17 protein-coding genes are annotated in these 22,201 nt (G+C 64.2%); 7 read left to right on the top strand and 10 right to left on the bottom strand.

Annotated elements, in window-relative coordinates; translation table 11 throughout:
- Nucleotides 1-981: 981 nt before the first annotated feature.
- Nucleotides 982-7,563, top strand: a complete 6,582-nt coding sequence (locus ACWPXE_RS14925; RefSeq protein WP_454018458.1) for a hypothetical protein — start codon at nucleotides 982-984, stop codon at nucleotides 7,561-7,563.
- Between the two features lie 1,148 nt (nucleotides 7,564-8,711).
- Here ACWPXE_RS14925 and ACWPXE_RS14920 read toward each other — a convergent pair.
- Both ACWPXE_RS14920 and ACWPXE_RS14915 read right to left on the bottom strand, forming a co-directional pair.
- The gene (locus tag ACWPXE_RS14920; RefSeq protein WP_454018457.1) at nucleotides 8,712-9,686 is read right to left on the bottom strand and encodes a hypothetical protein; all 975 of its coding nucleotides are present in this window, start codon (nucleotides 9,684-9,686) and stop codon (nucleotides 8,712-8,714) included.
- Between the two features lie 95 nt (nucleotides 9,687-9,781).
- Nucleotides 9,782-9,991 (bottom strand): helix-turn-helix domain-containing protein, encoded by a 210-nt coding sequence (locus ACWPXE_RS14915; RefSeq protein ID WP_454018456.1) that lies wholly within the window; start codon nucleotides 9,989-9,991, stop codon nucleotides 9,782-9,784.
- A 163-nt stretch (nucleotides 9,992-10,154) separates the two neighbouring features.
- Here ACWPXE_RS14915 and ACWPXE_RS14910 point away from each other — a divergent pair, with 163 nt between their 5' ends.
- Nucleotides 10,155-10,964 carry a hypothetical protein gene (locus ACWPXE_RS14910; protein WP_454018455.1) on the top strand — a complete coding sequence of 270 codons (810 nt, stop codon included), beginning with the start codon at nucleotides 10,155-10,157 and terminating at the stop codon, nucleotides 10,962-10,964.
- On the top strand, nucleotides 10,957-11,478 hold the full coding sequence (locus ACWPXE_RS14905) for a hypothetical protein (RefSeq protein WP_454018454.1): 522 nt from the start codon (nucleotides 10,957-10,959) through the stop codon (nucleotides 11,476-11,478). Before ACWPXE_RS14910 ends, ACWPXE_RS14905 begins: the two co-directional genes overlap by 8 nt.
- Nucleotides 11,479-11,530: 52 nt before the next feature.
- On the opposite strand, the gene ACWPXE_RS14900 is transcribed toward ACWPXE_RS14905, so the two are convergent.
- The gene (locus ACWPXE_RS14900) at nucleotides 11,531-11,812 is read right to left on the bottom strand and encodes a hypothetical protein (RefSeq protein WP_454018453.1); all 282 of its coding nucleotides are present in this window, start codon (nucleotides 11,810-11,812) and stop codon (nucleotides 11,531-11,533) included.
- Nucleotides 11,813-12,034: 222 nt separating this feature from the next.
- Nucleotides 12,035-12,181, bottom strand: coding sequence for a hypothetical protein (locus ACWPXE_RS14895; RefSeq protein WP_454018452.1), 147 nt, complete (start codon nucleotides 12,179-12,181; stop codon nucleotides 12,035-12,037).
- A gap of 162 nt (nucleotides 12,182-12,343) precedes the next feature.
- On the opposite strand from ACWPXE_RS14895, the gene ACWPXE_RS14890 reads away from it, so the two are divergent.
- Nucleotides 12,344-13,048: a glutathione S-transferase family protein gene (locus tag ACWPXE_RS14890; protein WP_454018451.1), complete on the top strand. Its 705-nt coding sequence runs from the start codon at nucleotides 12,344-12,346 to the stop codon at nucleotides 13,046-13,048.
- 1,028 nt (nucleotides 13,049-14,076) lie between these two features.
- On the opposite strand, the gene ACWPXE_RS14885 is transcribed toward ACWPXE_RS14890, so the two are convergent.
- Complete coding sequence (locus ACWPXE_RS14885; RefSeq protein WP_454018450.1) at nucleotides 14,077-15,855, bottom strand: cation:proton antiporter domain-containing protein; 1,779 nt, start codon at nucleotides 15,853-15,855, stop codon at nucleotides 14,077-14,079.
- Between the two features lie 409 nt (nucleotides 15,856-16,264).
- Here ACWPXE_RS14885 and ACWPXE_RS14880 point away from each other — a divergent pair, with 409 nt between their 5' ends.
- The gene (locus tag ACWPXE_RS14880) at nucleotides 16,265-16,456 is read left to right on the top strand and encodes a hypothetical protein (RefSeq protein ID WP_454018449.1); all 192 of its coding nucleotides are present in this window, start codon (nucleotides 16,265-16,267) and stop codon (nucleotides 16,454-16,456) included.
- A gap of 52 nt (nucleotides 16,457-16,508) precedes the next feature.
- On the opposite strand, the gene ACWPXE_RS14875 is transcribed toward ACWPXE_RS14880, so the two are convergent.
- The 5 genes from ACWPXE_RS14875 to ACWPXE_RS14855 are packed head-to-tail and all read right to left on the bottom strand — an operon-like array spanning nucleotide 16,509 to nucleotide 20,464.
- Nucleotides 16,509-17,006, bottom strand: a complete 498-nt coding sequence (locus ACWPXE_RS14875; protein ID WP_454018448.1) for a DUF934 domain-containing protein — start codon at nucleotides 17,004-17,006, stop codon at nucleotides 16,509-16,511.
- A complete protein-coding gene (locus ACWPXE_RS14870) occupies nucleotides 16,993-18,681 on the bottom strand; it encodes a nitrite/sulfite reductase (RefSeq protein WP_454018447.1) in 1,689 nt (562 codons plus the stop codon). The genes ACWPXE_RS14875 and ACWPXE_RS14870 overlap by 14 nt, the downstream gene beginning before the upstream one ends.
- A gap of 35 nt (nucleotides 18,682-18,716) precedes the next feature.
- A complete protein-coding gene (locus ACWPXE_RS14865; protein ID WP_454018446.1) occupies nucleotides 18,717-19,052 on the bottom strand; it encodes a DUF2849 domain-containing protein in 336 nt (111 codons plus the stop codon).
- Between the two features lie 24 nt (nucleotides 19,053-19,076).
- Entirely contained in the window at nucleotides 19,077-19,901 is an 825-nt protein-coding gene (cobA, locus tag ACWPXE_RS14860; RefSeq protein WP_454018445.1) for a uroporphyrinogen-III C-methyltransferase, read from the bottom strand.
- Nucleotides 19,898-20,464, bottom strand: coding sequence for a precorrin-2 dehydrogenase/sirohydrochlorin ferrochelatase family protein (locus tag ACWPXE_RS14855; protein WP_454018444.1), 567 nt, complete (start codon nucleotides 20,462-20,464; stop codon nucleotides 19,898-19,900). Before ACWPXE_RS14855 ends, cobA begins: the two co-directional genes overlap by 4 nt.
- Before the next feature lie 200 nt (nucleotides 20,465-20,664).
- Between ACWPXE_RS14855 and ACWPXE_RS14850 the strand changes: the two genes are divergently transcribed.
- Both ACWPXE_RS14850 and cysD read left to right on the top strand, forming a co-directional pair.
- Nucleotides 20,665-21,399: a phosphoadenylyl-sulfate reductase gene (locus ACWPXE_RS14850; protein ID WP_454018443.1), complete on the top strand. Its 735-nt coding sequence runs from the start codon at nucleotides 20,665-20,667 to the stop codon at nucleotides 21,397-21,399.
- Nucleotides 21,396-22,193, top strand: coding sequence for a sulfate adenylyltransferase subunit CysD (gene cysD / locus ACWPXE_RS14845; RefSeq protein ID WP_014240756.1), 798 nt, complete (start codon nucleotides 21,396-21,398; stop codon nucleotides 22,191-22,193). The genes ACWPXE_RS14850 and cysD overlap by 4 nt, the downstream gene beginning before the upstream one ends.
- Nucleotides 22,194-22,201 lie beyond the last annotated feature (8 nt).

Genomic DNA, 22,201 nt, shown 5'->3' with positions numbered 1-22,201 from the left:
CCAGCGGTCACCGGAGGGCCGCGGAAGGGATGTCCAGAGATTGGAACAGTGTCCGGAGCCTTCCGAGAGGGCGGTGACCGGGGGCAACCTCCGCGGCTTGTGCAGGAGCTGGCCCGCGATGCTGACGAGCTGGGCGGAGACCCGCGGGAGCGTGGCCGGCCGCTTCGTCGAGTGCTGGCAAGGGCTGAGGGGGGGTAGGGGGTGCAGAATTTCCGGCAGAGGGGTCTGCACCGGGTGGGTTCTCTTGCGCGCACTCGCAGGGAAAATGGGATTTTCTCCTATGAAAGGCCGAAAGTCCGCCCCGATTGAGGGCACCAACCCGCCCCGGCGCTGCCCGGCGCCGCCGTCCTGGCTGACGCAGCACGCCAAGCCGGGAACGGGACCGATTAACCCCTGATCCGCACGGTCTGGTCGGGAGGAAGGAGCGCGCCGCTCGCCCTGAATGCCAAAGCTCATTAGAGTGCCGTACAGCGTCCCGAAAGGCATCCGGCTACCCATGTAGCGCCCACCCCATCAGATCGCATCCACGGGCCGTCCCAGCTTGCTCTACGCGGTGTCTGGTGGCGGCGTGAGGGGGTGAGGACGTGGGGATGGTGCGGGGCAAGTCCAAGTCAGCGCTGTGGACGGGTCAAGGGTGAAGCGATCCGCAGGGTGGTGGGCGTCACCGCCTTGATGCAGAGCACCACTGGTTCAGCTTGAGCTCTAAGGACACTCTTAATCGTCCGTGACTGACCTGAAGCCGATCTTCGTTCAGGACCGCTTTGCATCTTAATCACAGTCGCTCAGACTGCCGATTGGCGGTCCCGAAAGCTGCCGTTCCTCCGCCCGTTAACTCGCGGGCCAACCAAGACGTGGCGGTCGGTACGCCTCTCCCGCCACCGAAGGCACGGCATATCTGATTGGGAGGCTAGCGACGCAATTAACGTGTAACACCGCCCGAAAGAGCCTAAGAATTAGAGCGACCATGAGTTTAGAGCGACCATGAGTGACGAGAACGAGACCGACACAACCTCGATCGCGATCGACAAGGTGCGCGCGTCGAAAGCGGGGCACGCTTATCACGAGGCCTGGGCCGCGCGGTCGGCGCTCGAGCTGCTGCATCCGGCCACCGACCTCGTCGCGATCGCTCTCGAAGGTTTCGATGAGGCTGACGAGCGCGATCTCGGCACCGGCGCGGTGGAGATCGCCGATCTCGTCCGCTACCATGGTGCGCGCGACATCGCCCGCGCTTCGCACGTGGCAATTGTCCAGTTCAAATATTCGATTGCCAGCGCTGACCGCGCGTTACGCGCTGCGGATTTGGCCAAAACGCTCACCAAGTTTGCCGTTACGGACGCAGAATTGCGGACCAAGCACGGCGATGACCATGTTGACCGCGTGGTACGCTTTGAGTTCGCCACCAACCGGCCAATCCATGTCAACCTGCTGGCTGCGGTAACGGCGATCGTATCGGGCGAGAAGACGCAAGGCGACGTCGCACGTCAGGCCGCGCAACTCGCCACCGCTCTCAAAAACTATTCCCATTCGCATGCCGGATTGCTCCGCCGGTTCGATCTGGTCGGCAGCCAAGGCAACCTTGTCGATGCCGAACGCGCGGTATCGGCCACGCTCGCTGCGTGGAGCGAGGCGAGCGATCCAGATGCCGAAAAGCGGCTCTTGAAGCTGCGGAACCTCATCCGCATCAAGGCCGGCCCGGGGAGCGACGCCGACAAGACCATCGACCGTGTCGCGGTGCTCGCCGAGCTTGATGTCGAGCATGAAGACCGGTTGTATCCGACGCCCAATGCGTTTCCGGACGTGGCCGATGTGATACCGCGCGCCGTGTTCGAAGAGGTTGCCGAACTTGCCCGGCTGCCTGGCGACCCGCTAGTCGTGCACGCGGCCGGTGGCATGGGCAAGACCGTCCTGATGCAGGGCCTCGCTGACCGTCTGATCGCTGCGGGACCGATCGTTCTGTTTGATGGGTTCGGGGCCGGGCAGTGGCGCAATCCGTCCGACGGACGGCACTTGCCCGAGCGCACCCTCGTTCATCTCGCCAATCTCCTGGCTGGGAAGGGGCTATGCGACATCCTTTTGCCGGTCACCGACGTCACGGGCCTGCTCAGGGCTTTTCGTCGCCGGCTCGCCCAGGCCGTGGCGACCGCGCGGCAGACGCAGGACGGGGCGCTTGTCTCGCTGGTGCTCGATGCGGTCGATCATGCTGGGCTTGCAGCACAGGAAACTGGTGCGCCGTCCTTTGCCCATCTGCTGTTGCGCAGCATCGGGATTGAGCCGATCGAGGGTGTCCGGGTGGTTGCGTCGTGCCGGACCGAGCGCCTCGCGATTGCGACCGGCGATGCCTCTTGCCGGACCTTCGCGATCCCGCAGTTCAGCGAAGGCGAGGCGCGCGACCTGATCCACCGGCGCGTGCCCGACGCGACGGCGGTCGAGGTAGCGGCGCTGATAGGGCGTTCTGGCCGCAATCCGCGCTGCCTCGACAATCTAATCGCTGCGGGACGCCCGTTCGATCCGCTCGTCCTCCCCGACACGCCGGGTGAAGCGGCAGCATTGCTCGATACGCTGCTGCGCCAGCGCCTCGAGCGCGCGCGGGCGGAAGCGCGGTCGCGCGGCGCAACCAACACCGATATCGACCTCCTCCTGACCGGGATTGCGTTGCTCGTGCCGCCGGTTCCGATCGATGAACTTGCTGCCGCATACGGTCTCGACGCAGCGCAGATCGAGAGTTTCGCCTCCGATCTTGCGCCACTCCTCGAACGGACGGCGCATGGCCTGATGTTCCGCGACGAGCCGACCGAGACGCTAATCCGGTCGACCTATGGAGGGGCCGCGGCCGACCGGCGTCGGATCATCGCCGGGCTCCAGGCACGCCAATCGAGCTCGAGCTACGCTGCACGCGCCTTGCCCGCGTTGCTCACCTCGCTGCGCGACGCCGATCAGCTGATCGGCTTGGCGTTTGATTCACGCGTGCCCGATGGCTCGTCGCTGGTCAGCGCGCGCGATATCCGGCTCGCGCGGATCACCGCCGCCATTTCGCTGTGCGCCGAGCTCGGCCGGCGCGACGATCTGTTCCGGCTGTTGCTGGAAGCGTCGCTGGTCGCAGCTGGGCACGAGCGGTCCGATCGCTTTCTCTACGAATATCCCGATCTCGCCGCGGTCGCCGGCGATGCCGAGGCGCAACGTCGCCTGGCGGTCACGCAGGTTGGCTGGCCGGGCGGCAAACACGCGGCGCAAGGGATCGCAAGCAGCTTCGCCGGCGATCACGACGAGGCGCGCCGCCATGCGCGGCGATCGATCGACTGGCACAACTGGGCGCTGAAAGCCAAGACGGGCAACCGGTTCAACGACCGGGCGGTGTCACGCGACCACGACGATATCGGCTTCGCGTATGTAGAGATGCTATCTGGCAATGACATCCGCGTCGCCAATTTCCTCGCTCAGCGCGGCAGCGGCTTCGCGTTTCGCAAGTTTGACGACCTGTTTGACCTGTTCGAGCGTCATCGCCGCTCGCCGCATCCGCCGGCCATGGACCTCTCAAGGCGCCTTGCACATTGCCGCGTGCCCTCACGCGCTTTGTATGCCGCAGCGCTCCGCTATTGGGGGGACAACCCCGCTGTTGCGCGCCGGCTGATCGCGCAATTGGGGCGCGCCGACGAAGCCGAGAAAGAGGAGAGTGGACCGCTGGCGATGGCGGCCAGCCTCGCGATCGCACGAGCGATCGATCTCGGTCTCGAAGGAGACGCGGGCGCCATTATCGGTGTGGCGGTGCATTCGTCCGCGCCGATCCACAACTATTCGAGTTACTATTCGGTCGAGTGCACGATCGACGCCACGGTTCTCGGCGCGGGCGTACGGGCCGCGCTCAACCGTAAGCCGGTAACGTTGCTCGACATCGCCCCCACTGAATTGCTGGCCCTCGTGCCAGCAAGCGCCAAGGCGCGCGGCCCGGCCGCGTTCGAGCGTATTCTCAATCAGAAGCTTGCCCCACCCAGCCCCGGGGGCGGTCGTCCTCGGCGGAAGCGACGGGACGGCCTCGATGAATCGAGGCGGTCGGCCTATGCGCGGACGCTGAGCGAGCGGATCCGCCCGTTGCTCGCCTTTGTACAGGCGTCGGCGGACATCGTTCGCCCGCCGTCTGGTCAGACTCGAATCGATACGGTCGCGGCGGCGTTCGACGCGCTTACTGCCACCGTTGAGCGAGCATCGACCTATCCTTATCGCGACGGCAAGGCGTACGTTGCGCGGATCGGTTTCAGAGTGATCTTCTATCTCGCCGATGCCCTCGGCGCGCTCGATGCTGCGTTGACGCGCCGCATGGCGGATTGGGTCGCGACCGCGCCGGGCCTGTACACGGCGGATCTCATCCACGTCGTAGCGCGGCTGTCGCGCGTGCCCGCGCATCACGACGCCGCGTTGCTGCTCGCCGCACAGGTCGAGCGCAAGATCCAGCTCGATACCGATGTTGGCACCCGGGTCTCGACTTATGGCGATCTGGCCCGCGCGGTGTGGCGAGTGGGCATCGATGAGGCCGCGGTCTATTTCCGGCGCGCACTCGATCTCGCTGACGCAATCGGGTCGGACGATTTCGATCGCACCAACCATTTGCTCGAGCTCGCCGGCTACTATCCTGGGCCCGAACTGAGCCCCCAAGCCGCGCACTGCCTGGCCCGCATCCTCGAACTCAACCAGGGCGAGGACGATCGGTTTCCCTGGATCGAATATGCCCAGGCGATGGTCCCCATCGCTGGTAGCGCGATGCTAGCCACGCTGGGACGGCTCGATGATCGGAGTGCCGCCCAGCTCGGTCTCTCGCTCGGCCCAGCGCTGTCCGAACTGGTCAGGGCGGGGAAACTGTCGTCCGATTCAGCCGCCGCCTTGTGCGGGTTGTCGGCGCCAGTTGAAAGTTGGACGTGGCATTTCTCTGACGTGGCGGCTGCGATCGCTGAACGGCTCGCGCCCGAACGCCTTGAATGGTTTTTCCAGCTTGTTCTGGTCGAAATCGATCGCAACGATCAGCTGTTGCCGCCGCAGCAGACCATCGAGGGGCTCAATCGCCTCGCTGAAGTGCACCTGCCGATCGCGTCACCCTCGCGGACGAGGATTGCGGCTTTGCTCGCACGACGGGGGCCGCCGGCCGCGCTCCCGTTGCCGCCCGCGCCCGCCACAGACGCGCCCACACCCTATCCGGTCGATCTGACCGATCCCGACCAGATCGATCGCGAGATTCTTGGACAGGCGGTCGACCATGCGGGGCGGCGATGGGCCGTATCGACGCTGCGCACACTCGCATTGCAGCCTGCGACCCCGGCGGCGCGGCTCGATTTTGTTCGCGCGGTTGTCGGATCGTCGGCAGCGACGCTGGCTGAAAAGCTGCACGCACTCGACGATCATCTCTTGGCCTGGGCTGCGGCGTCCCCGGCCATGCGCGACGCGCTGCCGGCGCTCGGCCTTCGCCTTGCCGCCAAGCATGCCCTCGAGCTTGCTAATTCGAGTTGGGATGCGCTGGCGGGCTGGCGGGACCTCGTCAAATATTTCGGGTCCGACCTGGCGCTACTCGTCGAGCAGGTGATCTCGGCGCTCCGTGCCAATGCCGATAATCTGGGCGGGAACGCCTGGCTTGCGCTCGCTGCCAAATTGGCGCGCGCCGCCAGCCCCGCCGCTATCGCGGAGGGACTGGAGCGCTTCCTGTCGCTGACCGACGCGAAGCTCCCGGCCGAAGTTGGCGACGGGCCGTGGACCCCGTCGTTCGTTGTGCCGAGCGACGAAAACGCATTGGTCGCCGGGCTGATCTGGTCGCGGCTTGGCCATTCGGGCGCCGCGATGCGCTGGCGCGCCGCCCATGCGGTACGGCGCTTCGCGGCGTTGGGACGGTTCGAGGTGATCGACTATCTGGTCATCCTGGCCGAAACGGACAGCGCGCTACCGTTCGTCGATGCCAAGCTGCCATTCTATGTCCTGCACGCGCGGCTCTGGTTGCTGATCGCGCTTGCCCGCATCGCCAAGGATGATGCGTCGCCGCTGGTCCGGCACCGGGACTATCTCGAGCGGGTCGCCTTCTCGACCAACTTCCCGCACGTCGTCATGCGCGAGTTCGCGCTTATGGCGCTGCGCGCGATCGCGCCGCTCCTCGACCCCGCCGGGCGTGACGCGCTGACGGCGCGATTGGCGACGGTGAACCGGTCGCCCTGGCCTCACGCGCCGCGGGCGGACTATACCGAGTTCCGTTATCTGCCGCGGCCCGACGGGTCGCCGCGCGCCGATCATGCCTTCTCACTCGACTATGATTTTCGCAAGTATCAGGTTGAAAGCCTCTGTCACGTCTTCTCTTGTCCGGTCTGGCAGGTCGAGGACCGGATCAACGTGGTAGTGAGGGGATGGGATTCGACCATCCGCGGAATGTATGAGGACGCGCGTAGTGATGGTATCGATCGCTCCTGGTCGTCGGGCTACATGCCCAAGAGCGACCAATATGGCGGTTATCTGGGCTGGCACGCACTGATGCTGGTTGCCGGAGACCTGATCGCCACCCAACCGGTGGTCGGCGAGCATTGGGATGGCGATGCCTGGATGGCCTTTCTCAAAGACTATTTGGTTTCCCGCGACGACGGGCTTTGGCTTGCCGATCTCACCGACCTGTTCCCGCTCGACCTTCCGAAGCCGCATGAGCTTGCGATGCCCGACAGCGAGACCGCATCACTCGCCAAGGATCGGCCGCTGCTCTCGCCACTGCTAGGGCTGGCCGGCGACACGCTGGCGAGTGACTGGTTGCCGGTATCGGCGCGGTGGTCGCTCGATCGCGACACGACGCTGACCATCCACAGCGTGATCGCCAATTCCGGCGATGCCCGGTCGACCGTCATGACCCTGCTGTCGGACGAGCCATTCTTCCGCTGGCTGCCCGACGATGAGGACGAGATCGCGTGCCATTTCGGGCGTGCGGACCATAGCGTTCAGGCATGGGTGTCCAAGACACCCAATACCCAGCGCAAGCTCGACCGCTACGACCCTTATGCCGCGTCGACGGCGCTTGATCGGCCTTTTCCCGCTGAATGGATGCGTGCCGAGCAGTCGATCGCGGCCGACGATGTCATCGTGCGCAGTTGGTCTTGCGACGGCGTGCCGGCATATCGTGCCGAAGCTTGGGGTGCGGAAGGCGGTGTCGGCGAACATTCCTGGGGAGAGACCGGCTACCGGCTGTCGATCCGGCGCGACGCGTTAATTGATCGCCTTGCTTTGTCGGGCAAAAGCCTTGTTCTCGCGCTCAAGCTGCAAAAGCACCATAAGGGTAAGTCGACTGGGCAGCTTGGCGACACGAGCAGCTTCACCCACCGCTCGATGATCCTCGTTGTCAATGAGCGCAGCGTCGTATGGCTGCCGCAGCGCCTGTCGAAGCAGGCCAGGGCGGCGCTTGCCACGCTTGAGCCGGACAGCCGTCACGACTTCTACCATCGGTTCAGGGCGATCGCCGGGCTAACCGACGAAAGGGTAGCGCAGCATACGGCGCGAACACCGTTCGATGGAGATGCCTTTCGGATCATCATCGAGGGCCCCGATCTCGACCTCTAGGCTCGGTGACCCCGGCTCAATCGGCGCGCCTGGATATCACTCTCGGGTCCAGTCGCCCCCGGCGGTTAACGAAGAGATATCTGGATCCGTTATGAGAGCCGAATGCGCGACCCTTTCGATTTTGAGCGATCCGTTTACTTGAGGAGGTACGGTCGGTGTGCAACGGGCCCAAACCGGCCATTTGTCTTCGTCACAGCGAACTTCTGCTTATAGCGCATAGCCGACAGTAGGATATAGCTGGCTGCCGACGGTCAAGACCGAGTCAGTTTGGTGGCCGTCCTCTTGCTCGAAAATGAAGGCGCGCAGGAGCTGGGCAGGCGGGCTGGGGCGGAGCTGCGGTTCCGCCCCTGACGATTCCGAGTAGTCGACAAAGGCTAGAGCCTGTACGAGGCAGACGACCAAGCGCCGACTACCCCGATCCCATCGGGGCACTCACCCGCCGGCCTGGAGCTGCTCACCTGCATGGCGATGAACGCCGCGCAGGAGCAGCAGCTGCGCCAAAGCTCGCCTCACTCCTATATCTTAGTTCCGCTCCAATTGAAGCGAACTATATCAGTGACAAGATCCGCCCATTTCTGAGCGGAAGTGTCAGGAATCCCACTGCCTTTGGCATTTCTTAAAAGCATTTCGTGTATTTCTTTGATGTATTATTCTCTTTCGCTCTTAGATTTTTCTAATCCGAGCAGAGCGATTGAGTGCGCAAGTTTGGTTATGTGCTTGCGTACTTTTTCATCATCCATTGTTCTATCTCCAAACTAAAGGAAACAAATGGGGGTCGATAACGGAGGTTTACCGAACAAGTCCACCTCGAACACCCGTGACGCGTGCAATGATACAGCATGGCGTGCGCGTGCCAAGCGGCCATGTCCGCCACCACACTGCTCCGCCCAACCAACTCTGGGCCGATGCCGCCCAGCGCCACTGTCGGTCACCCATCCCGCAGGGCAGGGAAGGCCGGCGCCCCGCCCGGCCTGGATCTGCTGCCCCTGCATCATGATGATGGTGACGCAGCTCTCCAGCCGGCCGGGGAGGGGCGGTGTTCCGCCTCCTTCTGCGCTGGGGGTGTCGCTTGAACCGACACCCTGCCAGCGGATGCCCGATAGATCGCGCCCCTGTGAGGTGTGGGGGCGTTCAGCAAGTAAGTGGACTTATTCACTAAATAAATTGACGATACGCGCTGTGTTATACTCTTTTCCACTGTATGGTGCTTTGAATATATCTGTTACTCCATCACCGCCAAAGTGCACTCTATATCTCCACGGCTGACCGATAATGCTTACTACATGAACAGGCTTTGGCTGACTGCTTCTGTATGTCAACTCTATGCGTGTTCGTGAAATAGACTTGCCAATTTTTATTGATGGGTTAGGTAATTTCACTTCATCAAAGTAGTATGCATCATGGATGTTATTGATTCTTCTTGCGAAATCCTCAATCCAGTAACATTTAACATTAAACTTATTGGGTGACACTGGCTTGTTGAGCTGTTCAATGAGATGTGATAGCTGCCGCGATATGTAATAAATATGAAATATATGCAGCCTTAAGTCCCTCGCAAATGAGTATGCTGAATTACCGTCTTTGTGGACGTTGGTGTCAGGTCCTATAAAACCCTCGCCAACTATTCCCTCTATGAAATAACCGGGGACTATGTTGCCATTTCCGTAAAATATAATAGCCCGTATATTACTTCCATTGTGTTTCATTCGGTTTACAGGAATGCGTGCGCGATCTTTGTATTTTGATATTAAACTGAAAAAACTCTTAACTCGCTTGTTTCTTAAGTAATCTTGTTTGTTTTCAAAAAAAGAAAATATTACTTCATCTATAGCGTCGAAATGTTCGGCGATGGTGTATAAAAGTTGCTTTTGGTTTGATATCAATTCATTAGCCCATTCTCCATCTTTGTCTATTTGAGTGTGAGAGAGCTTAACCTTTTCATATGACGAAATTGTTGAACCCAGGTGATGAACAATACTGTCAATGCTAGTAGAGTATCTAGCGAATGGGTGCCGGAAGCCATGCTTCTTATAGTGAATTTCCTTCTCGAAGTTTGAGTTAAGCGTTGGTAGGGCTTCTGGGCATAATCCAGCATTTAAGTCATCTGAAAGGCTTATAATCATGATACTTTCCTCCTTTAATTGACAGGAAATGCCGGTCAGAGTTTCCTGTGAGGTTTTCAGGGATTAGGTGATTCGAAGTGTCGATAAGGTAGTCATTACTTCAGTCTGACTCCTGTTCCCCCGTCGCCCTGGTAAGGGCCTTCGGGGATGAACTCGACGCCGGCTGTTTCGAAAGCTGTCCGGATACTGGCGATCGTTGCGGCCTTCAACTCCTCCCCCCGCTCCAAGCGAGCGATGGTGTCCGTCGAAACGCCAGCTTCGCGTGCCAGATCACGCACCCCCCAACCGACCGCTACACGGGCCATCTTACATTGGACTGGAAGCATTTTCAGAACCGTGTTGCGATTTTCCTTGCGCCAAAATCGTAACTATGATGCGATTTGACAGCAAGCGAAAAGCGGCCGAACGGGGAAGGTGGAAGCTCCCCGCCCGGCCTGACCACAACCCGACCTGAGTGGAGATCGGATCATGGCTGATTCCGTCAATACCACACCTTTGCCCGGCGCCGGCCGCCGGAAATTGGCTGGTGCCCTGGTGCCGACCAAGCCCGCCGAACTGCCGCCTCTGACCCCGGACCAGTTGAACGACCAAGACGGCGAGCCGCGGGTGCTCGACCTGACGATTGCTGACCGGTTGGGGATGGCTGACCGTCACAAGATACGCTCCCTCATCGTGAAGAACCGCGCCGAGCTGGAGAGCTATGGCCCGCTCGTGGAGGCGGAAGGGGTTTCCGCTCGCCAAGCGGAAACCTATGGGGAGGTTTGCGCCACCGTGGCGCAAACCACCGACAAAGGCGGCCGCCCCGGCAAAGCCTACTACCTGAACGAAGGCCAAGCGCTGGTCATCTGCGCCCTGTCCCGCACCCCGCAAGCCGCCCTGGTGCGCCGGCAGATCATCGAGGTGTTCTTGGCTTACAGGCGGGGCAAGCTCGCCTCGCCCGAAGGGGCCGCTCTGGCTGCCCTGGCTGCCGAGGTGGGCCGGCTGGCCGCGCTGGTGGGGGAGCTGGTGGTGGGTGTCGTCAAGCCCGTCCAGATCGCCGCGGAGAAGTCGAAGGCGCTGACCGGGGGCAAGGTCCGCATCCAGGCGACAGAGCCGGAAGACCTGTTGTACGGGCTGCACGCCATCGCCTGTGCCATGAACCTCACTGAGCGGCAGGCCCGCCACCTTCACGATATGGGACGGATTCCGACGTTCAAGGTGAATGGGACGAAGAGGGTGGGCGCCCGGCGGAACGAGCTGACGGCGTGGCTTGCCGGGCAGGGGGTGGCCCATGCTTGAGCCCTTATCCCGCCGCTCCATCCTGGCCGGCGCGTCGGCGGTGGCCCTGGCCGTTCCCGGCCCGGCGGATGCCGCAGACCCCTTTGAGGCGGCTATCGCCTCGCTCGAAGAGCGGTTGCCCGCGGGCGTGACTGATCCGGTCCTTCCTCTGTGCGCGAAGTGGTGGGAGGTGGACGCCCGATGCGCCGGCGCCAACCAATGGGCGGATGCGCATTGGGGCGAGCTGGAGAAGGCCGGCCGGACCCACGAAGAGATCCAGCTCGACCCGATCCAACGCGTCATCTGGGACGAGGTTTATCGCTGGAGCGCCGAAGTCGACGCCGCTGAGTCCGTCATCTGCTCCACCCCCGCCGTCACCGCCGCCGGCATTCTCGCTAAGCTCGAAGTCTGGAAGCAGACCAGCGAGGCGCTTGTGGGCGACTGCCTGCTCGTCGTGTCGGCCATCGAAGACCTCCGCCGGCTGGTGCACGGCGAGGCCGGCCCGGCCGCTGACGAGGGGAGGGCCGCCGCATGAACCTCGACGGGAACCGCGCCGAAATCATCGGATATGCCGAAGTGGCTTGGGCTCACAGTTTCGTGAACCACGCAAACACCACCGGGGCATCGGCTGGACCGTCTTCCCCCTCGATCGCGAACAGGCGCCCGCTGTAGAACTCCACAGCCGACGGTCCGCGCAGCTTATCCGCCGAATCGGGAGAAACGAATCGGCCATCACGAAGCAAGCGCCAGGAAGCGGCCCCATCGCACTGCATTCGTACCAACCGCTCCAGCGGATCAGCAAGCAGGATGCTCAGCACCTGGATGGGGTTGGAAAGGGCTGGCGCTGTTGCCTCCACACGCTCTTCCACACGGCCATCCTGTGTGGAAATCCGTGTGGAACTCGGGGTCAAAATGTGTGGAAAAATGGCCTGATTTGCGTTTTGAAAATCTAATGATTTCAATGCCCTTACGCCTCCATCCCCATCCTGGGGGTCTGGGGGTCGCAGGTTCAAATCCTGTCGCTCCGACCAAGTTCCGGATCGGAAGAGAAGCCTTGGAACTCAACGGTTCCAAGGCTTTTTCTTTGCCCATCATCCCCGCTGTTTGCGAATCCTGTTTGGCAGTTGGCTCCAGGCGCTGACCAATGCCTGGAAGAAGCCGGCCATTGAGGGGATGACCAGGACGGTCTCCGAGAGGATGGAAACAGGGGCCATTTCACCTTGTTTCGCGCCGGTCACCCCCATCTCCTGTTCCAATGATCGGATATCCAACAGTCGCCACTCCATGCCAAGCTGAACGGCGGCCCTGAGGGGATTTGGCCTGATGGGAGTTGGTCGTGACTGGTCCCCTGCGGAACCGGATCGTGGCCCCGGCCGGGCTGCAAGTGGATGGAGCCGGCTATGATCACGCTGTACACCTACCCCAACCTTTATGGCTTGGCGGACAACAACCCGTATGGCCTCAAGGTCGTGGCGTTTCTGCGCTTGTGTGGATTACCCTATCGACAAGAGCACATCGTCGACGTCCATGACGCCCCCCGCGCGCAGTTGCCGTACATCCTGGACGGTGACACCGTGGTCGGAGACAGCGATTTCATCATCGCGCACCTGATCCGACGAAATCACCTTTCGATCGACGATGATCTCGGCGAGGCCGAACGGCGCATGGATTGTATGATCCGGCGCACCCTTGATGATCTGTATTGGGTGATGTCCTACTCACGGTGGTCCGATGCGCGGTTCTGGCCGTTGTTTCGGGATGAATTTCTCAAAACGCATCCAAACGTTACGGAGGGACTGCTTGAGGCGGCTCGGCAGTACAACCTGAAACGCTACTATGTCCAGGGCATCGGCCGTTACGAGCCCGACCAGATCTACAGCCGCGGTCTCACTGACTTGGAAGTCATCGCGGGCACCTTGGCGGACCGGCCTTTCCTGTTCGGTGATGCCCCGCATAGCACCGACACCGCACTGATGGGCTTCCTGCCCAACATCTGCCGGTACGAGATCGACACGCCGCTGCGCGTGTTCGTCGCGGCGCAGTCCAACCTCGCCGATTTTTGCCGACGTTCGGCTCCGTTGGTGAATTTTGCGCCGGCCGCGTAGGGGGCTTCTCCGGCGAGACTGGACGGGAACCAGCATCACCTCGGCGTGGCCGTTCGATGAGGGAGGCAATCCGTGCCGTTCACTCGTGCCTTGGCCTATGCGGTCTACACGTTATGGGTTTCGGTTTGCGCCTTTGCCCCGGAACTTCTCTGGCAAGGGTTCGTGCTGTTGCGCGGGCATTTCGGGACCGCGGAACTGTTTTCCGCACTGTTCATCGGCACGCTTTTCGCCTTCTTCGTCGAACCGCTGGTAGAGCGGTTCAAGGCGGGGCGGTGGCGTTTGGCGCATGCGCCATCCGGTGGAATGCTGCTTGGCGTCCTGGTGTCGCTGGTCTTTGGGATTGTCGTCGTGTGCATCCATGAAGCGATGATCGCGTATCTCGGCGCTGAGCACGCCGGTGACGGGGCCAAGCAAGCCAGTCTGGCACGGGCGATCGACAGCGCCAGCGAGTGGGCTTCGATTCCGGCGGCGGTCACAGCCGCCTGGTTCGTCGCGGGGACATCGCGCCGGCTCGCTCTTCCGGCAACGGGCTTGGCGTGCGTCTGGATTGTCGTCGTCGGCCACGCTTATGGGTGGGGTTGGCCGATCGTGGCAACGAGCGCCGTGCCGGGCTTTCTGATCGCGCTGCTTGGCAGCAGAGTGGTGCTTCGCCATTGGGATGCGAAGACCATTCCCGAGTTGGCGCAACTGACGGCATGGGTGGCAGGGGGCTGGATGCTGCTCGCCTGGGGAATTCAGGCGGGCTCCGGCATGATCGAAAGTCCGGGTTTTCAGATCTACACGCCGGAAGCGTTCTATGAGGATCTTCGTTTTTACCTTGGCTGGTGCCTTGGGCTCCTGGTCGCCCCCAACCCGGTGCCGGACGATGCGTCGAAAACGGTCGTGCACCCTGAAGCGACCCGCGGTTCAGGGTCAAATCCTGTCGCTCCGCCCCATGGTCCGGACGAAGAAAAGGCCTCGGAGTCGGTCGCCTCCAAGGCCTTTTCATCGCCTTTGCCATCGGACCGGCTCGCGGAAACCGCGTCCGCTCAGGCGGCGTTTTCCGATGCGGCCACGGCCTCGTCGGTGGCGGCGTCCGGCTGGTTCATCTTGCGCCGTTGCGCGGCCATGTCGATCAGGGCCGTGCGCAGCGCCGGGTGGCGGGCGGTGAACTGGTTGAAGTCGCGCCGCTCCAGCACCTGAAACTGGCAGTAGTCGACCGCGGCGACATCGGCGTTGCGCCGCTGCCCGCTCAGCAGGGCCATCTCGCCGAACATCGTGCCGGCCCCCAGGCGGATGGTCTGGCCCTCCATCAGCACCTCCACGGCGCCGGAGGCGATGAAGTACATGGCGTTGGCGCGGTCGCCCTTGCGGATGATGCGCTCGCCGGGCACCGCCGACTTGGGCCGGAACAGCATCATCAACCGCTCCTGCTCATGGGCGTCCAGCAGCGACAGCACCGGGAAGGTCTTGGCCAGCGCCTGGATCTGCAGGTCGTGCTCCTTCTCGCGCTCCTCCGCTTGGTGGCGGGCGTCGGCGAGGCTGCTCTGGAGCTGCTCGAACTGCTCCCAGCCATAAGGCGGCACGCCGGCGGCGCGCTTGGCCTGGAGATGCTTGCGCAGCGCGGCGACGCCCGCGAAGACCGCCGGATTCAACGTGATCGACAGCAGCGCGCCGGCCAGCACGAGGTCGCGCCCTTCCTCCGGCAACAGGCCGAGCGACATGCCCAGCCCGACGAGGATGAAGGAGAATTCACCGATCTGCGCGAGGCTGGCCGACACCGCCAGACCCATGCCCACCGGGAAGCGCAGCAGGATCACGATGCCGAAAGCGATCAGCGACTTGCCGACCACGATCAGGGCCACCACGGCGATGACCGCCAGCGGGTCGCGCAGCAGGATCGACGGGTCGAACAGCATGCCGACCGACACGAAGAACAGAACGGCGAACGCGTCCTGCAACGGCATCGAATCGGTAGCCGCCTTGTGGCTGAAGCGCGATTCGTTCAGCACCACGCCGGCGAAGAAGGCGCCAAGCGCGAAGGACACGCCGAACAGCACCGCCGAACCGTAGGCGACGCCGAGCGCGATGGCGAGAACCGACAGGGTGAACAGCTCGCGCGAGCCGGTGCGCGCCACATTGGTCAGGATCACCGGGACGACGCGCGGGCCGAGCACGATCGCCAGAACGGAGAAGGCCGCGACCTTGCCCAGCGTCAGGGCCAGCGTCAGCCAGATCGGACCGTCCGAGCCGGCGCCATGGCCCCCAGCGGCGCTCCCAGCGGCGCCCGGCGCGTGGCCGCCCAGGACCTCCGCCAGGGCCGGCAGCAGCACGAGCGCCAGGACCATCGCGAGGTCCTCGACGATCAGCCAGCCGACCGCCACGCGGCCTTCGGCGGTGTTCAGCATGTCGCGCTCTTCCAGGGCCTTCAGCAGCACGACCGTGCTCGCCACCGACAGGCTGAGGCCCAGCACGAGGCCGGCGCCGAGACTCCAGCCCCACAGCCAAGCCAGCCCGACGCCCAGCGCGGTGGCGAGGCCGATCTGGCCGACCGCGCCGGGAATGGCGATTTTCCGGACCGCCAGCAGATCCGAGGGCGAGAAATGAAGACCGACCCCGAACATCAGGAGAATGACGCCGATCTCGGCCAACTGGGCGGCCAAAGCACCATCGGCGACGAAGCCCGGCGTGAAGGGACCGATGATGATGCCGGCGACCAGATACCCGACGAGGGGAGGCAAGCGAATGCGATCAGCGAGGTATCCGAAGATGAAGGCCAACCCGAATGCGATGGCGATCATAGAAATAAGTGGAACGTCATGGGACATGCGAAAATCCTGGCTGCATCGGCGCGATGCCGCATAGTACGGATTTTGCTGGTGCTTGTGGGCGGTGGCGTCGGGATTTTTTCCAGTCGCATGCTCGTTTTTTCGGGAACTGGAACGCGATTTGCGCAAATTCCCCTCAATTGCCCAATGATTCGGCGAGGGGTGGGAAACGCGGTGTGACCTTGCTGGCCTGCCGTGATCAAGGGCTGGATAAGCGGGACAGGGCCGCTATGCTTCGCCGGGCGACGGTGAGGTGAGGAGCATGGCGAGCAAAAGACGGAAGGCATCCAGGAAGGCGGGCCGAGGTCGTCCGGGGACAGGGCGTCCGCTGGCGGGCGAATCGATGGTTTTGGAGGGGCGGGCAGCGCGCCCACCGGTCCGGACGGTCCCCGCCGCGCGCGGCCGGAGCGTGGCGAAGCGCGCCCTGTCCCTGGATGGCGATTCGGGGGCGTTTCTCGGACCCGAGCAGCAGTATCTGCTGAAAAAGCGCCAGGAGGTCGAGCGGCGCGAGGCCCGGTTGCGGCGCACCGTCGGCGGTGTGCTGGCGGCGGTCGCGGCTGCGGCTGCGGCAGGCCTGTTCTGGCTGTTCGGCGGACTGTGAACCGCGCCGCGCCCGCTCCCATCTTCGGAACGCAGGCGCGGCGCGATGCGTGTCAGGACCCCAGGCGGCGGCGCAGGAGCGACAGCGGCTGCGGGTCGTCCAGCGACGGTTGGAAGGCGACGGTAATCTCCGTCAGGGCATGCGCCCAGCTCTCCGGGTTGGTGTCCTCCGGCGCCTCGGCGGAGGTGAAGCCGGTACGCAGGAGGAAGCGGTACTGGTCGGGGATGACGTGCCCGACCGCCCGGACCTCACCCTGATAACCGAAGCGCTCCCGCAGCTCGCGCGCGGTGGAGAAGCCGCGGCCGTCGCGGAACTTCGGGAACTCGATCGCCACCAGGGCGAAGCGGTCCAGGTCCGGCGCGATGGCCGGGGCCAGGGTCCCGCTCTTGACCCGGACGCCGAGCGCCGCGTTGCGCCCGTCGAAGCTCGCGCGCTCCGCCTGCCAGCGCTCGAAGGTGACGACGGCGGGACGGTCGGCGGGAACCGGCTCGCCGTCGGCGACCGCGACCCACTCGTCCTCGACGATGCGGCCGTCCTTAATGAGCGGCATAGACTCTCTCCTTGAACGGGCCGTGGCCGACGCGCTTCAGCGTGTCGATGAAGCGCTCCCCGTCGTGCCGGTTGGACAGATAGACCTCGACGATGGCCTCGATGGCGTCCACCGTCTCGTCGGCGGTCACCGCCGGGCCGAGGATGTCGCCGATGGCGGTGGTCAGGGTCGGGTCGCCGCCGACGGTGATCTGGTAGAACTCCTCGCCCTTCTTATCCACGCCGAGGATGCCGATGGCGCCGACATGGTGGTGGCCGCAGGCGTTGATGCAGCCGCTGATCTTGATGCCCAGCTCGCCGATGGTCTGCTGGCGCGCCGGATCGGCGAAGCGGGCCGAGATGGCCTGAGCCAGCGGGATCGAGCGGGCGTTGGCCAGCGCGCAGTAGTCGAGGCCGGGGCAGGCGATGATGTCGCCGATCAGCCCGGCGTTCGGCGTGCCCAGGCCGTTGGCCTCCAGCGCCGTCCACAGGGTGAACAGAGCGTCCTGCCGGACATGGGCGAGGACGAGGTTCTGTGCGTGGCTGACGCGGAGTTCGCCGAAGCTGTGCGCGTCGGCCAGATCGGCGATCAGCTCCATCTGCTCCGAGGTGGCGTCGCCGGGAATGCCGCCGGCGGGCTTCAGCGAGATGGTGGCGGCGGCGTAGCCGGGGACCTTGTGGGCCAGCACGTTGACCGCCACCCAGCGGGCGAAGTCCGGATTCGCGGCCTTGGCGGCCTGGAAGGACTCCGGCTCATCGGTCAGCGTCTCGAAGGCCGGGCCGCCGAAGCGGCGGCGGATCTCGTCGACGACCTCCGGGGCGAGGCGGTATTTCGGGCCGCGCAGGCGGGCGAACTCCTCCTCCACCTCCTGGGTGAATTTCTCCTGGCCCAGCTCGTGGACGAGGATCTTGATGCGCGCCTTGTAGATGTTGTCGCGCCGGCCGTACTGGTTGTAGACGCGCAGGATGGCTTCGAGATAGGCGACGAAGTCCTCCTCCGGCACCCAGTCGCGGATCAGCTTGCCGATGAAGGGCGACCGGCCGAGGCCGCCGCCGACGTAGAAGGTGAAGCCGACCTCGCCCCGCTCGTTGCGCTTGGCGAAGACGCCGACGTCATGGACGCGGATGGCCGCGCGGTCGGCGTCCGACCCCATGATGGCGATCTTGAACTTGCGCGGCAGGTAGGTGAATTCGGGGTGCAGGGTCGTCCATTGCCGCAGGATCTCGGCGTAGACGCGCCCGTCCACAACCTCGTCCCGCGCCGCCCCGACGAACTGGTCGGTGGTGACGTTGCGCACGCAGTTGCCGCTGGTCTGCAGCGCGTGCATGTCGACCTCGGCCAGCTCGTGCAGGATGGCCGGGGTGTCCTCCAGCTTGATCCAGTTGAACTGGAGATTCTGGCGGGTGGTGAAGTGGCCGTAGCCCTTGTCGTATTTGCGCCCGATCTGGGCCAGTTTGCGGAGCTGCCGCGAGGTCAGGACGCCGTAGGGAACGGCGATGCGCAGCATGTAGGCGTGGAGCTGAAGATAGAGGCCGTTCATCAGCCGCAGCGGCTTGAACTCCTCCTCCGTCAGCTCGCCGGACAGGCGACGCTCGACCTGGGCGCGGAACTGCTCCACGCGCTCCGTGACGAAGCGGCGGTCGATGTCGTCGTAGCTGTAGACCCCGGCGTTGCGGCCGGGCGCGATGTGGTTCATGGAACTCGCCCTTGTCAAAAAAGTGGCCGCCCGGTTCAGGCCGCAGCCTGCTTGCCGAGATCGATGCGGACGGTGGGGCCGAGCGCCCGGATGCGCTCCCGCGTCTTGACCGGCACCCGCTGCCCGTCGGTGATGCGTAGGTCGAAGGCGTAGACGTCCACGGCGAACTGCTCGCCCTCCGCCTTGGCCTTGGCGGCGGCCAGGGCCGTTTCGGCGGCCGCCGCGTCCTCGAACAGGGCGGCGTCGTCCAGACGCTCCACCCAGCCGAGGTCAGGGCCGGGGGCGAGGAAGATCACCTCGCCGTCGCGCAGGCGGTTGGCGGTGATGGCCTTCAGCACCGCCTCGTTCCTGGACTTATCGCTCAACGCCATGCCTTCAACTCCTAAAACGAACGCTCACGCCGACACGGCGATGGGAAACGGATGCTGGCCGGTGGTCTGCTGCCACGCGCCGATCACGGCGCGCAGCCGCACGACCTCGCCGACCACGACGATCGCGGGGCGCTTGGCCTGTAGCCGCACGACGTCCCGGGCGCAATGGGCAAGATTGGTCTCGATGACGCTCTGCGCCTCGGTGCTGGCGCTCGACACGATGGCGACCGGGGTCATCGGCGGCTTGCCAGCGGCTTCGAGCCGCTCGGCGATGGTCCCGATGGTGCCCAGCGCCATGTAGAACACCAGCGCGCCGGGCAGCCGCGCCAGAACGTCCCAGTCCAGATCGGCGGGCAGACCGCCAGCCTTGTCGTGGCCGGTGACGAAGGTCGCCGTGGTGCCGAAGCCGCGGTGGGTCACCGGGATGCCAGCGTAGGCCAGCCCGCCGATCCCCGCGGTGACTCCGGGGACCACGCGGAAGGGAATCTCGGCCTGGGCCAGCGCCAGGCATTCCTCACCGCCGCGCCCGAAGACGAAGGGGTCGCCGCCCTTCAGCCGCAGCACCCGCCGGCCTTCGCGTGCCAGTTCCACCAACCGTGCGTTGATCGCCTCCTGCTTGGGGGAGGGGTGGCCGGCGCGCTTTCCCATGTCCACCAGAAGGGCCTCGGGGTTGGCGGCCTCCAGGATGCCGCCGCCGACCAGAGCGTCGTGGACGATGGCGTCGGCCTCGCCCAGCGCCTTGGCGGCCAGCAGGGTCAGCAGGCCCGGATCGCCGGGACCGGCCCCGGCCAGCCAGACGCTGCCCGGCGTGAAGGCGGGCAGGCGGGACAGGAGAGACGATGCGATCATGGCAGCCATCCTTTGGCGGCGATCAGATCCCGGCAGGCGCGCAGCACCTCGGGTCCCTTGGCGCCCGTGGCGCGCAGGCGGTCGCGGAGCGCGGCGAGTTCCGCCAGCCGGTCCGCCCAGACGGCGGGGAACAGAGTCTCCAGCCGTTCGCGGAGCACCTGGGCCAGCGCCGGGCTCTTGCCGCCGGTGGAGACGGTCATCAGAAGGTCGCCGCGCCGTATCACAGACGGCGCGTGGAAATCACAGAGCGGAATCACATCCTCGACATTGACCAGGATGTTGCGGTCGCGTGCCTGACGGGCCAGCGTTTCAGCGACGGAATCGTCGATGCCGACGATGAACAGCACCTGCATGCCCTCCAGGTCGCCGGGCGAGGGCAGGGCGCGTCGCAGGGCCGCTCCCGCGAGAGCGATCAATTCCGCATCCGGTTCCGGTGAATAGACCGCCGGTGCCGCGCCACCTTCCAGCAACTGCGCGAGACGGCGCTTCGCCAGCGGTCCCTGACCGACCAGCGCGATCCGCACATGCGTCGGGTCGAGCGCGACCGGGATCACTGCGGCCACCTGTAATGCACACCGAGCCTATCGTGAAAAGACATCATGGGCGCATTTAAGCGCGATGGCGGGGTGCAATCAACAGATTTCACAAACTCGCTTAAACCTATAATACATGTAGACAATGTATATGCATTGCAACGCCGTGAAACTGGTGTTAATGTGCAATTCAGAACAAATACTCCACTTCGTGGATAGGCAATTAGGTCATGCTTGATGGACTTGCCCAGGCTGTGAAACGCGACCGCGTGGCCGATCTGACCGAACGGTACGGGCGGCTGGATGGGGCGGTGCTTCTGAACGCCCTTCTGCGTGATGAATTCGACGGCCGCGTTGCTGTGGTTTCATCCTTCGGAACGGAATCGGCGGTGCTGCTCGCCTTGGCGGCGGAAGCCGACCCGTCCTTCCCGGTTCTCTTCGTCGACACCGGGAAGTTGTTCGGGGAAACGCTGCGCTACCGCGACAAGCTGGTGTCCGCGCTTGGCCTGACCGGTGTGCGCACGATCGGCCCGACCGGTGCGGATCTGGCGGCGGAGGACCCCGACGGGCTGCTGTTCACCCGCTCGCATGACGCCTGTTGCCATCTGCGCAAGACGGTGCCGCTGGACCGTGCGCTGGAGGGTTTCGACGCCTGGGTGACCGGACGCAAGCGCTTCCAGGCCTCCACGCGCGCCGCCCTTCCGCTGTTCGAGGCGGAGGAGGGCACGGGCCGCATCAAGATCAACCCGCTCGCCCACTGGGACCGCGAGCGGATCGACCAGGAATTCGCGCGGCGCAACCTGCCGCGCCACCCGCTTGAGGCCGACGGCTTCCTGTCCATCGGCTGCTTCACCTGCACCGAGCGTGTCGCTCCCGGTGCGGACCCGCGGTCGGGCCGCTGGGCCGGAACCGCCAAGACCGAATGCGGCATTCACACCTTCAAGAAGACCGGAACCGCACAATGACCGCCGATCTCGATTACCTTGAGAGCCAGAGCATCTACATCCTCCGCGAGGCCTACAACCGCATCGACAAGCTGGCTCTGCTGTGGTCGATCGGAAAGGACAGCAACGTCCTGCTCTGGCTCTGCCGCAAGGCGTTCTTCGGGCGCGTTCCGTTCCCGGTGGTCCAACTCGACACCGCGATGGAGTTGCAGGAGGTCTACGACTTCCGCGACCGCATCGCCGGCGAATGGGACCTCGACCTGCGGGTGGAGCAGTGCCCGCCGGAAGCGGACATGGACCAGACCCTGCCGCCGCTGACCCGCGCCGCCGCCCGCAAGACGGAGGGGCTGAAGAACCTCCTGCGCACCGGCAAGTACCAGGGCATCATGGTCGGCATCCGCCGCGACGAGCAGGCGACCCGCGCCAAGGAGCGCGTCTTCTCGCCGCGTTCGCTGGAAGGCGACTGGGACGTGAAGGACCAGCCGGCGGAGTTCTGGGACCATTACAAGACCCGCTTCGACGAAGGCACCCACGTCCGCATCCACCCGCTGCTGCATTGGACCGAACTGGACATCTGGCGCTATTCCAAACGCGAGGGGATTCCCATCGTCCCGCTGTACTTCGCCAAGGATGGCAAGCGCTACCGCTCGCTGGGTGAGAAGAACATCACCTTCCCGGTGGACAGCACCGCTGGCACCATCGACGAGATCATCGCCGAACTGGTCGTGACCCGCATTCCGGAGCGCGCCGGCCGCGCCATGGACAACGAGGCCGAAGACAGCTTCGAGCGCCTGCGCAGCTCGGGCTATATGTAAGAAGCGGG

The organism is Azospirillum sp. Marseille-Q6669, assembly GCF_965111635.1.
Note: the sequence above shows the minus strand (reverse complement) of the source record. Positions and strands in the feature narration are given on the sequence as shown.

Excerpts from the sequence above, each read along its gene's own strand:
- ACWPXE_RS14890 (WP_454018451.1), top strand. The coding sequence starts at position 12,344 with ATGATCACGCTGTACACCTACCCCAACCTTTATGGCTTGGCGGACAAC.
- ACWPXE_RS14885 (WP_454018450.1), bottom strand. The coding sequence starts at position 15,855 with ATGTCCCATGACGTTCCACTTATTTCTATGATCGCCATCGCATTCGGG.
- ACWPXE_RS14925 (WP_454018458.1), top strand. The coding sequence starts at position 982 with ATGAGTGACGAGAACGAGACCGACACAACCTCGATCGCGATCGACAAG.
- ACWPXE_RS14870 (WP_454018447.1), bottom strand. The coding sequence starts at position 18,681 with ATGAACCACATCGCGCCCGGCCGCAACGCCGGGGTCTACAGCTACGAC.
- ACWPXE_RS14915 (WP_454018456.1), bottom strand. The coding sequence starts at position 9,991 with ATGGCCCGTGTAGCGGTCGGTTGGGGGGTGCGTGATCTGGCACGCGAA.
- ACWPXE_RS14875 (WP_454018448.1), bottom strand. The coding sequence starts at position 17,006 with ATGCCGCTCATTAAGGACGGCCGCATCGTCGAGGACGAGTGGGTCGCG.
- ACWPXE_RS14920 (WP_454018457.1), bottom strand. The coding sequence starts at position 9,686 with ATGATTATAAGCCTTTCAGATGACTTAAATGCTGGATTATGCCCAGAA.
- ACWPXE_RS14905 (WP_454018454.1), top strand. The coding sequence starts at position 10,957 with ATGCTTGAGCCCTTATCCCGCCGCTCCATCCTGGCCGGCGCGTCGGCG.
- cysD (WP_014240756.1), top strand. The coding sequence starts at position 21,396 with ATGACCGCCGATCTCGATTACCTTGAGAGCCAGAGCATCTACATCCTC.
- ACWPXE_RS14865 (WP_454018446.1), bottom strand. The coding sequence starts at position 19,052 with ATGGCGTTGAGCGATAAGTCCAGGAACGAGGCGGTGCTGAAGGCCATC.
- cobA (WP_454018445.1), bottom strand. The coding sequence starts at position 19,901 with ATGATCGCATCGTCTCTCCTGTCCCGCCTGCCCGCCTTCACGCCGGGC.
- ACWPXE_RS14910 (WP_454018455.1), top strand. The coding sequence starts at position 10,155 with ATGGCTGATTCCGTCAATACCACACCTTTGCCCGGCGCCGGCCGCCGG.
- ACWPXE_RS14850 (WP_454018443.1), top strand. The coding sequence starts at position 20,665 with ATGCTTGATGGACTTGCCCAGGCTGTGAAACGCGACCGCGTGGCCGAT.